Origin of the sequence: Sinorhizobium psoraleae (assembly GCF_013283645.1) — a bacterium.
Taxonomy (GTDB): domain Bacteria; phylum Pseudomonadota; class Alphaproteobacteria; order Rhizobiales; family Rhizobiaceae; genus Sinorhizobium; species Sinorhizobium psoraleae.
Map to the genome: position 1 here is coordinate 542965 of NZ_JABEKV010000004.1, position 12411 is coordinate 555375.

The following is a 12411-nucleotide window of genomic DNA, read 5'->3' on the forward strand; positions in this document are numbered from 1 at the left end:
GCAGTTTAGAGATGCGACACTCTCGCCTCTCGACGCGCTGGTCAACGTCAACGTTGGGAGCAAGGATGACGACCTTCAGCCTGGCGGAGACCATGAGCGTTGGGAGTCGTCATGCCTTGTTTGATCGTCATGTCGCATCGCAACTCGCAGCTCGCAGCTCACCCTTCCTGATCGCCGACGCTTGCACAAACTCATAGAACGCAAGCATCCGGTGCTGAGATCGCCCGGCAACTCGGTCCGCATCAGTCGACGATCTATTGCGAGCTGAAGCGCGATACCTTTCATGATGCCGAATTTCGAAATGCAGCGGCTATTACGACGGCATCGCCGACGACAAGCAAGGAGCGTCGTCGGCGGCCGCGTAAGCTCAGATGGCGACCATCGCCAATATGGAAGAACGAGGCGCCCCCGCCTGCGGCGGGCAATTGCGATTACAGTCCTGTTCGTTGTAAAAATTCCGCCCGCTTGAATTAGAGGAGACTCAGCATGGACCGATTCACGGGCGGTTGCCTCTGCGGCAATGTCCGAATTGTGGCGTCGGGACGCCCAAACCGGGTTGGCCTCTGTCACTGTCTCGACTGCCGCAAGCATCATGGGGCGCTTTTTCACGCTTCCGCGATATTCCCTCAGGATGCGGTGACGATCGATGGCGAAACACGCGACTACGCCGGGCGGTTTTTCTGTCCCCGCTGCGGCTCGCCTGTTTTCGCACGCGCCGCAGACGAAATCGAAGTGAACCTGGGATCCTTGGATGCTCCCGACCAACTGAGGCCAACCTATGAACTCTGGACGATCCGTCGCGAGTCCTGGTTGCCGCCGTTTCCGCTCTCAAGACGATATGACGGTGATCGTGACGCCACGAGTCGCTTTGAGGAGTAGGTCATGTGACGGTGCCGTTACGAGATGACACCGGCGCGTCACTCCGGAAGACCGGCCTTGCGGTAGCCATCAACGAAATGCTCAAGGGTCGCAGCGTCGCGGAATGGCTCGGTCGTGGCCCAGTGGCGGGTTGTGAAATGCGGGTTGCCGACAAGGAATAGTTCGACCTCTGCGCGCGCCTCGTCGAGCCGGCCGAGTTGCGCAAGGCTTGCCGCCAGGAACCGGCGTGAGCTTGTACGATAAGTCTCGTCCCTGCGCAGCGTCTCGACAGCGGCTTCGTATTCGCCGGCCGCATATTGCGCCTGGCCAAGCGTCAGATAGTACCAACTTGCCGGAAACGGGTTCAGCCGGAACGCCTTGCGAATGTGCTCCATGCCCTCCTCCACCCGCCCGGCCAAGACCGTGATGTCGGATAATGTCGCCCAGGTGTCGGCCTCGTTCGGATCGAGCTCGATCGCCCTGGCGAATTCCGCATCCGCCTCGGCGAAGTTGCGCTCATATGCAAGCAGGTTAGCCAGGACCCAGCGGCAGCCAGCATCGTTCGGATCGATCGCTACGGCTTTCCGCGCCAGTTCCAAAGCAACGCTGCGGTTACTTTCAATTGGTTCGCCCCAATGCACCCATCGCATCCAGTGGTTCATGGCAAGCCAGCGATAGGCCTCGGCATATCCCGGATCGAGCGAAACCGCGCGCGTAAGCATCAGATGCGCTTCCCGCGCCGTCTGTGGCGAATCGTCGATCAGCTTGCGCGCCCTCACGCAGAGATCGTAAGCCTCGAGATCTTTGGGCCGATTGCGCGGCGGCGGTGCGCGCAGCCGGCCAAGCAACGCCTCCACGATCTTGCCGGTGACTTCGTCCTGAACGGCAAAAATATCTTCCAGGCTGCGATCGAAGCGCTCCGCCCATAGATGCTCGCCGCTTACGGCGTCGACCAGTTGGGCGTTGATGCGCACGCGCCCCGCGGCGCGTCTTGCGCTGCCCTCCAGCAGGTAGCGCACGCCAAGGTCCTGTGCGATCCCGCGCACGTCCATCGCCTTTCCTTTGTAGGCAAAGGCGGAATTGCGCGCGATGACAAACAGGCCGGACGTCCTCGACAGGTCGGTAATCAGGTCTTCGGTCAACCCATCCGCGAAGGATTCCTGCTCGGGGTCATTGCTGAAATTAACGAAGGGCAGCACAGCCATCGACGGTTTGCTGGGCAGCGGCAAAGGTTCTCGTTTCGCGCCGCCGAGGCGTTCGATGGCGCCCATGAAGCGGTAGCCGACGCGCGGAACCGTGGAGATCCACTCGCCGCCGTCGGCGGCCGGACCAAGCAGCTTCCTAAGCTGCGCGATCTGGACGGTGAGATTGCCTTCCTCGACGGCCGTGCCCGGCCACGCCGCGTCCATCAACTCGGCCTTGCTCAGGATTTCGCCGGGCCGTCCGACGAGCGCCGCAAGAAGCTTCAGCCCGCGGTAGCCAACGGCAACGGGATCATCGTTCCGAAGGAGCGTTCCCGCACCGGAATCAAGCACGAACGGACCAAAGGCAAAGCGCGATCCCTGCATACGGCGATCTATAGCCCTTTTGGAAGTTTTTGAGAACTTTTTGGGAGAGCTTAATTACGACGCTGTTCGTGTCCTGCAGAATTCATCCTCTTTCAGGTCGAGGGCCTTCGGCCCCTCAAACCATATGGAGGTTGCCATGAACGATACTCCGACCCTTGCGTTGGCCTCGCATAAGGCAGCGCGGCCGGGAACGCCGCGTCGGCACTACAGCCTGGCCACCCTGCGAAGCATTGTCGCGACCTGGAGCGAGCGGATACGCTTTCGTTGGGAACTTGAGCAAAAGTTGAAGCACGACCCCCATTTGATCGACGATATCGGTCTGACAAGACAGCAGGTCGAGGCAGAGATCGCCAAGCCCTTCTGGCAAGTATCAAACCCTTTATAAGGCGAATGCTCCAATGACACCGGATCGCCAGTTTCCGCGTGCGGCAGTGGTTATCCGGCGCTTGCGTAGCACGACATCACCGCGGGAGGGCCGGATCCCCTGTGGCGCAATGGCGGGCATCATCGCGACCGTCACGGCGTTCGCCGTGGCACAGGGGCTGACCTATCCGCTGCTCAGCTTCATCCTGGAGCGGCAGCGGACGGCGCCCGGCCTGATCGGCTTGTCGGCGGCGATGACGCCGCTGGGCTTCGTTGTATCCGCGCCCTTTATCCCGGCGCTCGTGCGGCGCGCGGGCGGCGGGCGGCTCGCAATCCTGTGTTCGATCCTGGCAGCGCTCACCCTGGTCGCGATTGCCTCGAGACAGGAAGTCTGGACCTGGATGCCGCTGCGTTTCCTGCTCGGCTTCTTCGCCAATCCGCTTTACGTGATCAGCGAAACCTGGCTGATCTCGATCACGCCCGCGCCGCGGCGGGGCCGCATCATGGGCCTCTATTCATCGATCGTTTCGGGTGGCTTCGCCATCGGCCCGTTGTCGCTCGGCCTGGTCGGCACGCAGGGTTGGCCGCCCTTCATGGTCGGCATCGTGGCCTTCCTTCTCTGCGGCCTGATCGTGCTTGCGGTCGTGCCGCGCCTGCCGAAGATGCCGCATGAAGGCGAGGCAACATCGGTCGGCGACTTTTTCGCACTGGCGCCGCTCCTGTTGTTTGCGGTTTTCACCGCTGCCGCTTTCGAGCAGATCCTGCTTTCCTTGCTCACGGTCTATGGCGCCGCGCTCGGCAGCGCCGAGGAGCGCATCGCTTCGCTCATCACCTGTTTCATCGCCGGCAATGCCGTGCTGCAGATCTTGCTCGGACGCGTGGCCGAACGGTTTGGCTCGACGCGGACCATGTTATCCTGTGCGCTCGCGTCACTGGCCGGCTGCCTGCTGCTGCCGTCGGTCTTCAACTTGTGGCTCATCTGGCCCGTCGTGTTCCTCTGGGGCGGCGTCTCGTTCGGGATCTACACCATGTCGCTGATCCAACTCGGCGAGCGTTTTACTGGTCAAGTCTTGATCGCCGGAAACGCGGCCTTCGCATTCGTATGGGGCATCGGCGGCATCGTGGGCTCGCCCGCGACAGGATTGGCGATGCAACTGACCGGGCATCAGGGGCTGCCATCGTGCCTTGCCCTGCTGTGCTGCGTGTTGGGGGCGTTTCTGGTGGCGGAGAGACGGCGATCTCATCAACGCGCTTCGTGTTGCATCACGAAGTTATGATATCTACTGTCTTGGTTTAAGATGATGTTGTATCGATTTGAAATAATGTATATATTTACATATTAGCGAAAAGCAATTCGGCGGCTTTACGGCCGCATGCACTTACCGGCGTGAGCATGAGGGCTATCCTTGGTTTGGCGACCAAGGGCGGATGGAGGCCTGTGATGGTCAGGATCGTTTTTGTTGCACTCTGTCTCACGTTCTCAATCTGTTTGGGTGCTGCTTTCGCCATGAACCTGTAGATACAGTGCAATCCGTTATACGCGCTCAGATCAAGGCATTCCTGGAAGATGATGCCGATACGGCCTACTCCTTCGCCTCGCCGGCCATCCGGACAAAATTCCCGGACAAGGTCGTCTTCTTCGAGATGGTCAAGCGCAGCTACCAGCATCTCTACCGCCCGGGCAACTTCGCCTTCGGCCGGTCGAAGGTGCTTGGCGACGAGGTGTTCCAGGAGGTGCTGATTTCGGGATCGGACGGAAAGGACTGGACGGCGATCTACGATCTCGTCGAGCAGCCGGATGGCAGCTACAAGATCAATGGCGTCATGATGCTGCAGACCGCGTCGGGTCCCCAACTCTGATATGACGACAGACGAGGGATCAGACGGGCGGCAAGTCGCCACGCTTCCAGCATTCCTGGGTCTCCGCCATGAAGTCGGCGTAACGCCCCTCCTCGATCGCCTGGCGGATGCCCGCCATCAGTTCCTGGTAATAGGCCAGGTTGTTCCAGCTGAGCAGCATGCCGCCGAGCGATTCGTTCGCGCGGATCAAATGGTGCAGATAGGCCCGCGAATAGTCGCGCGTTGCCGGGCAGGACGATTGCTCGTCGAGCGGGCGCGTATCTTCGGCGTGCCGCGCGTTTCTCAGGTTAATTCGGCCGTAGCGGGTGAAGGCCAGGCCATGCCGTCCGGAACGGGTCGGCATGACGCAGTCGAACATGTCGATGCCGTGCGCGACGGATTTCAGGATGTCGTCGGGCGTGCCGACGCCCATCAGGTAACGCGGCTTCTCGGCGGGCAGTGCCGGGCATGTGACGTCGAGCATGTCGAGCATGACGTCCTGCGGTTCGCCAACGGCCAGGCCGCCGACGGCGTAGCCTTTGAGGTCAAGGTCCTTTAGAGCAAGAGCCGAGCGCTCGCGCAGTTTCGGAATGTCCCCGCCCTGCACGATGCCGAACATCGCCTTGCCCGGCTGATCTCCGAACGCCACTTTGCACCGCTCGGCCCAGCGTAGCGACATTTCCATCGCCCGTTCGATTTCGTTGGGTTCGGCGGGCAGCGCCACGCACTCGTCGAGCTGCATCTGGATATCGCTGTCGAGCAGCCCCTGGATCTCGATCGAACGTTCCGGTGACATGTGGTAGAGCGCGCCGTCCACATGGCTCTTGAAGGTTACGCCCTTCTCGTCGAGCTTGCGCAGGCTGGAGAGCGACATGACCTGAAAGCCGCCGCTGTCCGTCAGGATCGGCCGTTCCCAGCGGATGAAGTTGTGCAGTCCGCCGAGCCGCGCAACGCGCTCCGCGCCGGGACGCAGCATCAGATGATAGGTGTTGCCGAGGATGATGTCGGCACCGAGTTCGCGCACCTGGTCGAGATACATGGCCTTGACCGTGCCAACGGTTCCGACTGGCATGAATGCAGGCGTGCGGATCGTTCCGCGCGGCATCGAAACCTCGCCTCGGCGCGCCTTGCCGTCGGTTGCCAGCAGCTTGAATTGGAACGTCTCGGTCATCTAGTCTTTCCGGAAAAGCAGGCTTGAATCGCCATAGGAATAGAAGCGGTAGCCGGTGGCGATCGCATGCGCGTACGCGGCGCGCATCGTATCGAGCCCGGCGAAGGCCGAAACGAGCATGAAGAGCGTCGATTTCGGCAGATGGAAATTGGTCATCAGCATATCGACCGCGCGGAAGCGATAGCCCGGGGTGATGAAGATGCCCGTCGGACCCGACCAGGGCCGGATCTCGCCTTCTTTGGTTACCGCGCTTTCGATCAGTCGAAGCGACGTCGTGCCGACGCAGACGATGCGCCCGCCCCTCGCCCGCACCGCATTGAGGCTTCTCGCAGTCGCCGCACTCACATGACCGATTTCCTCATGCATCACGTGATCGTCGGTGTCATCAGTCTTGACCGGCAGGAAGGTCCCCGCACCCACATGCAGAGTTACGAAGTGGCGCTCGACGCCAACCTCGTCGAGCTTTGCGAAAAGGCGTTCGGTAAAATGCAGTCCTGCAGTCGGGGCGGCGACTGCGCCTTCTTCCCGCGCATAGACTGTCTGATAGTCGGTTCGGTCCCGCGCGTCGTCCGGTCGTTTGGATGCGATGTAGGGAGGCAGCGGGATGTGGCCCACGGCCATGATCGCCTCATCGAGCGCCGGCCCCGAGAGGTCGAAGCGAAGTATGACCTCGCCCGCGTCGGCCTTTTCCTCGACCGTCGCATCAAGCGCCCCGAGCAGGCAGCTGTTTCCGCCGTGGCCGAAGGAGATCCGATCACCGGGTTTCAGTCGGCGTGCAGGTCGCGCGAAAGCCTTCCAACGGTCGGGTGCGACCCGCATATGCAGCGTCAGCGAGACTTGTGTCACGATCTCTTCGCCGCGTCTGCGGATGCCTTCGAGCTGCGCCGGTATCACCTTGGTGTCATTGAAAACCAGTGCGTCCCCGGGCCGCAGGAAGGACGGCAGGTCGAGAACGCCGTGATCGCTGAGGACCGGCTCGCCGTCCGGCCGCACGAGAAGCATGCGGGCGCTGTCGCGCGGGTTTGCGGGCCGCAGCGCGATGGAAGTTTCCGGCAGGTCGAAATCAAACAGGTCTACGCGCATCGATCGTGTCAGACAAAAGCAAACCCGCCCCGGCGCCTTTTCACGCGACGGGGCGGGTCTGTGCATTAGCGCAAATCAGGCGTCGGCGGCAACCCGCATCGATACGATCGTATCGGGATCACGCACCGGCTCGCCGCGCTTGATCTTGTCGACGTTCTCCATGCCTTCGATCACCTGGCCCCAGATCGAGTACTGCTTGTTGAGCCAGGGAGCATCGGTGAAGCAGATGAAGAACTGGGAGTTCGCCGAGTTCGGCATCTGGCTGCGGGCCATCGAGCACGTGCCACGCACGTGGCTCTTGTCGGAGAACTCGGCCTTCAGGTCGGGCTTGGAAGAGCCGCCCATGCCTGCGCGGCCCGGATTGAAGTGTTCGCCGCCGGTCTTGCCGTACTGCACGTCGCCGGTCTGCGCCATGAAGTCCTCGATCACTCGATGGAACACGACCCCATCATAGGCGCCCTCGCGCGTCAGCTCCTTGATACGAGCGACATGACCCGGAGCGACGTCCGGCAGAAGCTCGATCACGACCCTGCCCTTCGTGGTCTCCATGATGATCGTGTTTTCCGGATCCTTGATCTCGGCCATGGTTTTTCTCCTTCTGTTTGACTTTTACTTGCCGACCTTGACGCTGATCATACGGTCTGGATCGGCGACGGCGCCGTTGTTGGCATCATCCCCGAGCTTGATCTTGTCGACATTCTCCATGCCTTCGACCACCTTGCCGACGACCGTATATTGGCCGTTGAGGAAGTCGCCCGGCGCGAACATGATAAAGAACTGCGAGTTGGCGCTATTCGGATCCTGCGAGCGCGCCATGCCGACTGTACCACGTTCGAACGGCACATCGGAGAATTCGGCCGGCAGGTCGGGTTTGGACGATCCGCCCGTTCCCGCCAGTTCGGCCTGGAAGCCCTGCTCCATATCGCCATACTGCACGTCGCCGGTCTGGGCCATGAAGCCCTTGATCACGCGATGAAAGGCAACGTTGTCGTATTCGCCTGCGGCAGCGAGCGCTTTGATCTGCTCGACGTGCTTCGGTGCGATGTCCGGGCGCAACTCAACCACGACCGGGCCGTCCTTGAGCTGAATTGTAATCACATTGTCGCCGGACTGCGCAAAGGCAGCCCCCGTCAACGTGGCGAGCGCCAGGGCGCCGGCAAAAGCGAATTGGAGGATTTTCATGGGTTCTCCCTGAGTGGTGTGAGCTGTCCGCGCGTTCAGGCCTTGCGCTTCGCCTGCAGCGCCTCATGAACCGCATTGGGCACGAACGCACTGACATCGCCGCCCATCGACGCGATCTGGCGGACCAATGTGGCTGTAATGGGCCGCGATGCGGTCCCCGCCGGTAAAAACAGTGTCTGGATGTCCGGAGCCATCTGCCGGTTCATGCCCGCCATCTGCATCTCGTAATCAAGGTCCGTGCCGTCGCGAAGGCCGCGCACGAGCAGGGTCGCGCCGTGACGGCGGGCCGCATCGACTACCAGATCATCGAACGAAACAATGGCAACATCACCTGCCCTTTCAGGCAGAGATTCGTTCAGCGAGCGACGGATGAGGTCGGCGCGCTCTTCAAAGGAAAAGAGCGGCGTTTTTCCCGGATGAATGCCGATCGCCACGATGACCTTTGCGGCAACGTTCAGTGCTTGCACAAGCACATCAAGATGCCCGTTCGTCATCGGATCGAAGGAGCCGGGATAGAAAGCCGTGGTCATCTTACCTGTTCCATTTGGTGAAGCCTTTTGTCACGGACCGCCGCTGACCGCAAGGGTGACGCAACCCGCCTTTTCGCCTGTTCCCTCGGAAACAGCATGGAGGAAAGAATGAATGCTAGATGAATGCAGTGTTCAAGATGGTTTCACACCGGAAGTTGTACCGTGAGGCAAGAATGAACGGAACTTTTTTTGGAGACATGCCGTTTCTACGAAACTGAAAGGAGTGCGGCCATGGGACTTGCCCTGTTTTCGATGACGATGTTTTTCGCGATGTCTGTCGCTGCGATCCAGGCGCTTCGCAACGAGGCCCATGACCGGCGCAAGCAAGAGAGCGGCTTTTAAACTGTAAATGCCTCCAGGAGCTTCTTCGGGAAGTTCGATGATAAGCGGCCTCATATCTTCCCCTGATGAGGTCGCTCTTGTAAGCCGGACGGCCTCCCCTGCCCGTCCGGCTTTTTCTTGTCATCGTGCGACCGGAGGTCTCAAGCTGAGACATCCACCGGTTCGTGACGGCAGCACGATCAGGGCGCCAGCGGCATAAAGGGCAGTAACATAGCCGGCCTTATCGGAGGCCAGAACGGCGAAATAGCGTCCCCATTTCAGGATCGAGACGCCCGGCGGCAGCCCGTTCGGCGAGAGACCATGGGCCGGGAGCAGGACAATCGCCGCCTTGCCCTCTTCACGAACGGCAAAGAGGACGGCAGATGCCGCATACCATGACAATAGGATGGCAGCCGCCGTCAGAAGGAACGCCCTGGCTTTAGTAATCGAAAACATGTTCGAGGCCCGGGTCGTCGGTCGGCGTCTGCCGGAGGAGGTCCGCGAGCTGCTCGACCTTCAGGCCGAGCAGGAGCCGCTCCGTCGCGAAACCGCCGCGCTTGACCCGGGCGATCGCCTCCCCCATCGCGAAGGCCGGTGTCTCTCCGGCGGGGACCGTCACTGAGACCATGATATCGTCATTGCCGGCGATTTCGCGGATCGTTCCGCCCCTTTGCGCAATGTCTGTCAGAATCTTCGTGAAGAGCGCATAGCGCGGCGTCTCGATCTCCACGCCATCGCCGGATTCACCGACGACCTTGACCCAGGGAATGTCCGACAGTGTGTCGGCTGGCAGACCGGATATGATGCTGCGGATCTCCAGCTTCGCCGTCGCGGTCGCCGCTACCGCGCTTTCGATCATTCTGGCGTAGGCGACCTTTGCGCGCCACTCCCCGCCCAGCGCCAGGCGGCGTTCCCAGCCCCGAACCGGATCGGTAATCGGTGCATCCCAGAGTTTGCCGATCTCACGATCGAAGGAATAGCGATACCACGGCGTCTGCCGCAGGAAGGCTGCGTAGTCGGCCGCCATGCCGGCCGCGACCTGATCCTGCGGCGTTTTCTTTTCACCTCGAAGCAAAGCCGTAACACGGCCGATCGTCTCCTCGTAGGCGGCTTTCAGCGCCATTTCGAGGTTGAAGCTGATGCCGATCGTGTAGATCATCATGCGCGTCTGGCTGTCTGCGCCGCCGTGTTCGTCGGCGATCCGCGTGAGCGCGCAGGTCGATGTCCAAAAGTCCTTGACGCTCGAAAAATAGTCGAAGGCATGTTCGTCGCCGGTCTTCAACGCTTCCGCGAGGCCGTCATAGGCATAGACGATATGCCATTCCGGATAGGTCAGATAGGTGTTGGCTTCATGCCGCCTGAAGGCGGGGTCGCTGATCAATGGCGTGTACGCGTCCTCCACCGGCTCGCCGTGACAGAAGCCCTCGATATAGGCCACGGGACTTGCGATCAGGATCACAAGCAGCAACAGCGCGAGGATGCTCCATTTAAGGCTTTTCCAGACGATCCTCATCACCGCGCCTCGTGCGCAAAGGCGAAACTGGAGGCGACGGCAAAGCCACCGAGTGCGATATGCGGAAGATTGGCGAGTATCTTGAAGGAAAACGGCAGGTCCTGGATGCCGTAAGTCAGAATGCCGAGGTCCAGATAGCCGGATCCGGTCAGAAGCCCGAGCAGGCCGTCCGAGAGATAGAGGACGCCGAAATAAAGCAGAAAGTTGCGTGCTGCATGCTTTGAAAGGAAGGCGGCAATGCCCGCCCAGGCGGCGGAGGCGATGTGCAGCAGATCATCATAGATATCGAGAGCGAATATGCCGAAGGCCCTCCCTTGGCTGTCGGTAAGGCCGGGGACGTAATTGAGCGATGCGGCAGCGAGCAGCGCGACCGTGTAGCCCAAGGCGATCCAGCGAAGCTTACCCATCATGATCCTTTCAGAGCTCTGCGAAATACTGGTCCCAGAGGTTGTTGCGGAAGACGCAATCTGCGTCAAATTCCCGTTTCCTGGCCGCGAATGCGCCCGCCCTCGGATAGGCGCGCAACAGCTGGTCGATCGAGGCATGCGGCCGGTAGGGCAGATAGTAGCTGCCGCCGATCGCGATGACGCGCTCGATCAAGTCGCGCGTCATGCGCGCCATATCGGCCTCCGCCCGCGCGGTTTTTTCCTGGGAGAAGAGCATCACGGCGGCGATCCGCGGCTCGCTCGCATAGGCAAGCACGCTATCGCGATCCGTGTCGACGAAGCGCATCGTGATGTTGAGGAGCTGCTGATAGGAGGCGGGAATTATCTCCCGGCATGCCGCGACAAATTCCGCGAAGCGCGCCGGCGAAACGAAATATTCGTGCAGGATATCGGTGCGTGCCGGATCGCGGTCGTCGAGCGTCATCACTGGTTCGTTCATCAGGCTGTTTCGTGTCGCCGTTGCAGCAATCCACGGATTAATGCTGGCCTCGGTCCACCAACGCAGATGCTTGATGCCGTCGGAACCGACCTGGGCACGGAAGATTTCGCGCGAGACATGGCTGATGAAGCCGGAGCCGGCGGCAATGGGGATGACGCTCTGATCCGTGGTCGGCCGATAGCTGATCAGCAGCCCCTCGTCGAAAAAACGGTCGAGCGAGACATCCATACGGCCATAGGCCATCTGCACAGTCGCGTCCGATCTCACCAACGCGGCGAAGCGGGTTCCGATTTCGCTCGCCGGCATACGCTCGAATGTCGGTTCGAGCAGCGCATTCGGGACCATGTCGAGCTCGACTTCCGTGATCACGCCGAAGAGGCCATAGCCACCCATGGCATGGTTGAAGAGGTCGGCATTCTCGATGCGCGAGCAGTGGACATCACTGCCGTCGGCCAACAGCATTCTGAAAGAGCGCACGGTGCTGCCGCAGCCGCTGAAGGGCACGGGCCAGCCATGCGCGTTGACCGAAAACGTGCTGGCGACGCCGAAGTCATTGTTTGACTGCATGACCGCGGGTGAAAAGCCGAAGGCGTCCAGTTTGGCGATGACTGTCGACCATCGCGTCCCAGCGGCCACACGGTATGTCCTCGCTGCCGTGTCTGCCTCCAGCCAGTGCTGGTCGAGCGTCAGCGCCGTGCCGTCTCTCGCGAGGCTTTGTCCGCCCATCGAATGACGCGCAGTGCTTGCCACAACCGCCCTGCCCTCGCTGCGTGCCTCCGCGATCAGTCCTCTGATCCGCTCCACGACGGCGGCCTTCGGATCGTCATCGACGACAATGTGGCGGGCCACGGCGGTTGGCGATAATTCGCTGGCGTCGTTGAGTACCACGGTGCCCCCGTGGGATTCGGTCCCGTTGGGCGGATAAGCCGGTCCGGCGTGGCTAGATGACCGCCATAGCTGATGGCTTGCGACCGCGCCGGCGCCGGCTGAAGCGCCGATCAGCAGGCCGCGACGTGTGAATCTCCGCATCCAGAATCCCCGAATCTGCTACCGCGGCGAGAGAATCAGCCGCATCCGTCACGCCGACGGTGCTGCAGG

General features: G+C 61.2%; 14 protein-coding genes and 1 pseudogene. 5 read left to right on the forward strand and 10 right to left on the reverse strand.

Annotated features, from left to right (window positions below; all coding sequences use genetic code 11):
* Positions 1-136: 136 nt before the first annotated feature.
* Positions 137-381 (forward strand): annotated as a pseudogene (locus tag ILFOPFJJ_RS36785) (helix-turn-helix domain-containing protein); the annotation flags it as partial.
* 105 nt (positions 382-486) lie between these two features.
* Entirely contained in the window at positions 487-879 is a 393-nt protein-coding gene (locus ILFOPFJJ_RS23615) for a GFA family protein (RefSeq protein WP_173512969.1), read from the forward strand.
* Between the two features lie 38 nt (positions 880-917).
* Here ILFOPFJJ_RS23615 and ILFOPFJJ_RS23620 read toward each other — a convergent pair whose 3' ends face one another.
* Positions 918-2426 carry a winged helix-turn-helix domain-containing tetratricopeptide repeat protein gene (locus ILFOPFJJ_RS23620; RefSeq protein ID WP_173512970.1) on the reverse strand — a complete coding sequence of 503 codons (1509 nt, stop codon included), beginning with the start codon at positions 2424-2426 and terminating at the stop codon, positions 918-920.
* A gap of 136 nt (positions 2427-2562) precedes the next feature.
* Between ILFOPFJJ_RS23620 and ILFOPFJJ_RS23625 the strand changes: the two genes are divergently transcribed.
* The 3 genes from ILFOPFJJ_RS23625 to ILFOPFJJ_RS23635 all read left to right on the forward strand — a co-directional run bounded on the left by ILFOPFJJ_RS23625 (position 2563) and on the right by ILFOPFJJ_RS23635 (position 4649).
* The gene (locus ILFOPFJJ_RS23625) at positions 2563-2811 is read left to right on the forward strand and encodes a DUF1127 domain-containing protein (RefSeq protein WP_173512971.1); all 249 of its coding nucleotides are present in this window, start codon (positions 2563-2565) and stop codon (positions 2809-2811) included.
* A 13-nt stretch (positions 2812-2824) separates the two neighbouring features.
* Positions 2825-4066: an MFS transporter gene (locus tag ILFOPFJJ_RS23630; RefSeq protein ID WP_173512972.1), complete on the forward strand. Its 1242-nt coding sequence runs from the start codon at positions 2825-2827 to the stop codon at positions 4064-4066.
* Positions 4067-4313: 247 nt separating this feature from the next.
* Positions 4314-4649, forward strand: a complete 336-nt coding sequence (locus ILFOPFJJ_RS23635; protein ID WP_376741445.1) for a DUF4864 domain-containing protein — start codon at positions 4314-4316, stop codon at positions 4647-4649.
* 19 nt (positions 4650-4668) lie between these two features.
* On the opposite strand, the gene tgt is transcribed toward ILFOPFJJ_RS23635, so the two are convergent.
* From tgt to ILFOPFJJ_RS23680, 9 genes are all read right to left on the reverse strand, one after another.
* Positions 4669-5799, reverse strand: coding sequence for a tRNA guanosine(34) transglycosylase Tgt (gene tgt / locus ILFOPFJJ_RS23640; protein ID WP_173512973.1), 1131 nt, complete (start codon positions 5797-5799; stop codon positions 4669-4671).
* A complete protein-coding gene (gene queA / locus ILFOPFJJ_RS23645) occupies positions 5800-6882 on the reverse strand; it encodes a tRNA preQ1(34) S-adenosylmethionine ribosyltransferase-isomerase QueA (RefSeq protein ID WP_173512974.1) in 1083 nt (360 codons plus the stop codon).
* Positions 6883-6957: 75 nt separating this feature from the next.
* Positions 6958-7467, reverse strand: coding sequence for a peptidylprolyl isomerase (locus ILFOPFJJ_RS23650; RefSeq protein WP_173512975.1), 510 nt, complete (start codon positions 7465-7467; stop codon positions 6958-6960).
* Between the two features lie 24 nt (positions 7468-7491).
* On the reverse strand, positions 7492-8064 hold the full coding sequence (locus tag ILFOPFJJ_RS23655) for a peptidylprolyl isomerase (RefSeq protein WP_173512976.1): 573 nt from the start codon (positions 8062-8064) through the stop codon (positions 7492-7494).
* Positions 8065-8099: 35 nt separating this feature from the next.
* A complete protein-coding gene (gene coaD, locus ILFOPFJJ_RS23660) occupies positions 8100-8594 on the reverse strand; it encodes a pantetheine-phosphate adenylyltransferase (protein WP_173512977.1) in 495 nt (164 codons plus the stop codon).
* A 462-nt stretch (positions 8595-9056) separates the two neighbouring features.
* Entirely contained in the window at positions 9057-9371 is a 315-nt protein-coding gene (locus ILFOPFJJ_RS23665; RefSeq protein WP_173512978.1) for a hypothetical protein, read from the reverse strand.
* A complete protein-coding gene (locus ILFOPFJJ_RS23670) occupies positions 9355-10428 on the reverse strand; it encodes a hypothetical protein (protein ID WP_173512979.1) in 1074 nt (357 codons plus the stop codon). The genes ILFOPFJJ_RS23665 and ILFOPFJJ_RS23670 overlap by 17 nt, the downstream gene beginning before the upstream one ends.
* Complete coding sequence (locus ILFOPFJJ_RS23675) at positions 10428-10835, reverse strand: DUF4383 domain-containing protein (RefSeq protein WP_173513343.1); 408 nt, start codon at positions 10833-10835, stop codon at positions 10428-10430. Before ILFOPFJJ_RS23675 ends, ILFOPFJJ_RS23670 begins: the two co-directional genes overlap by 1 nt.
* 10 nt (positions 10836-10845) lie before the next feature.
* On the reverse strand, positions 10846-12342 hold the full coding sequence (locus ILFOPFJJ_RS23680) for an FAD-binding oxidoreductase (RefSeq protein ID WP_173512980.1): 1497 nt from the start codon (positions 12340-12342) through the stop codon (positions 10846-10848).
* Positions 12343-12411: the final 69 nt, after the last annotated feature.

What these genes read in the sequence shown, in the direction of transcription:
- ILFOPFJJ_RS23615 (WP_173512969.1), top strand. Translation starts at nt 487, where the DNA reads ATGGACCGATTCACGGGCGGTTGCCTCTGCGGCAATGTCCGAATTGTG.
- ILFOPFJJ_RS23620 (WP_173512970.1), bottom strand. Translation starts at nt 2,426, where the DNA reads ATGCAGGGATCGCGCTTTGCCTTTGGTCCGTTCGTGCTTGATTCCGGT.
- ILFOPFJJ_RS23625 (WP_173512971.1), top strand. Translation starts at nt 2,563, where the DNA reads ATGAACGATACTCCGACCCTTGCGTTGGCCTCGCATAAGGCAGCGCGG.
- ILFOPFJJ_RS23630 (WP_173512972.1), top strand. Translation starts at nt 2,825, where the DNA reads ATGACACCGGATCGCCAGTTTCCGCGTGCGGCAGTGGTTATCCGGCGC.
- tgt (WP_173512973.1), bottom strand. Translation starts at nt 5,799, where the DNA reads ATGACCGAGACGTTCCAATTCAAGCTGCTGGCAACCGACGGCAAGGCG.
- queA (WP_173512974.1), bottom strand. Translation starts at nt 6,882, where the DNA reads ATGCGCGTAGACCTGTTTGATTTCGACCTGCCGGAAACTTCCATCGCG.
- ILFOPFJJ_RS23650 (WP_173512975.1), bottom strand. Translation starts at nt 7,467, where the DNA reads ATGGCCGAGATCAAGGATCCGGAAAACACGATCATCATGGAGACCACG.
- ILFOPFJJ_RS23655 (WP_173512976.1), bottom strand. Translation starts at nt 8,064, where the DNA reads ATGAAAATCCTCCAATTCGCTTTTGCCGGCGCCCTGGCGCTCGCCACG.
- coaD (WP_173512977.1), bottom strand. Translation starts at nt 8,594, where the DNA reads ATGACCACGGCTTTCTATCCCGGCTCCTTCGATCCGATGACGAACGGG.
- ILFOPFJJ_RS23665 (WP_173512978.1), bottom strand. Translation starts at nt 9,371, where the DNA reads ATGTTTTCGATTACTAAAGCCAGGGCGTTCCTTCTGACGGCGGCTGCC.
- ILFOPFJJ_RS23670 (WP_173512979.1), bottom strand. Translation starts at nt 10,428, where the DNA reads ATGAGGATCGTCTGGAAAAGCCTTAAATGGAGCATCCTCGCGCTGTTG.
- ILFOPFJJ_RS23675 (WP_173513343.1), bottom strand. Translation starts at nt 10,835, where the DNA reads ATGGGTAAGCTTCGCTGGATCGCCTTGGGCTACACGGTCGCGCTGCTC.
- ILFOPFJJ_RS23680 (WP_173512980.1), bottom strand. Translation starts at nt 12,342, where the DNA reads ATGCGGAGATTCACACGTCGCGGCCTGCTGATCGGCGCTTCAGCCGGC.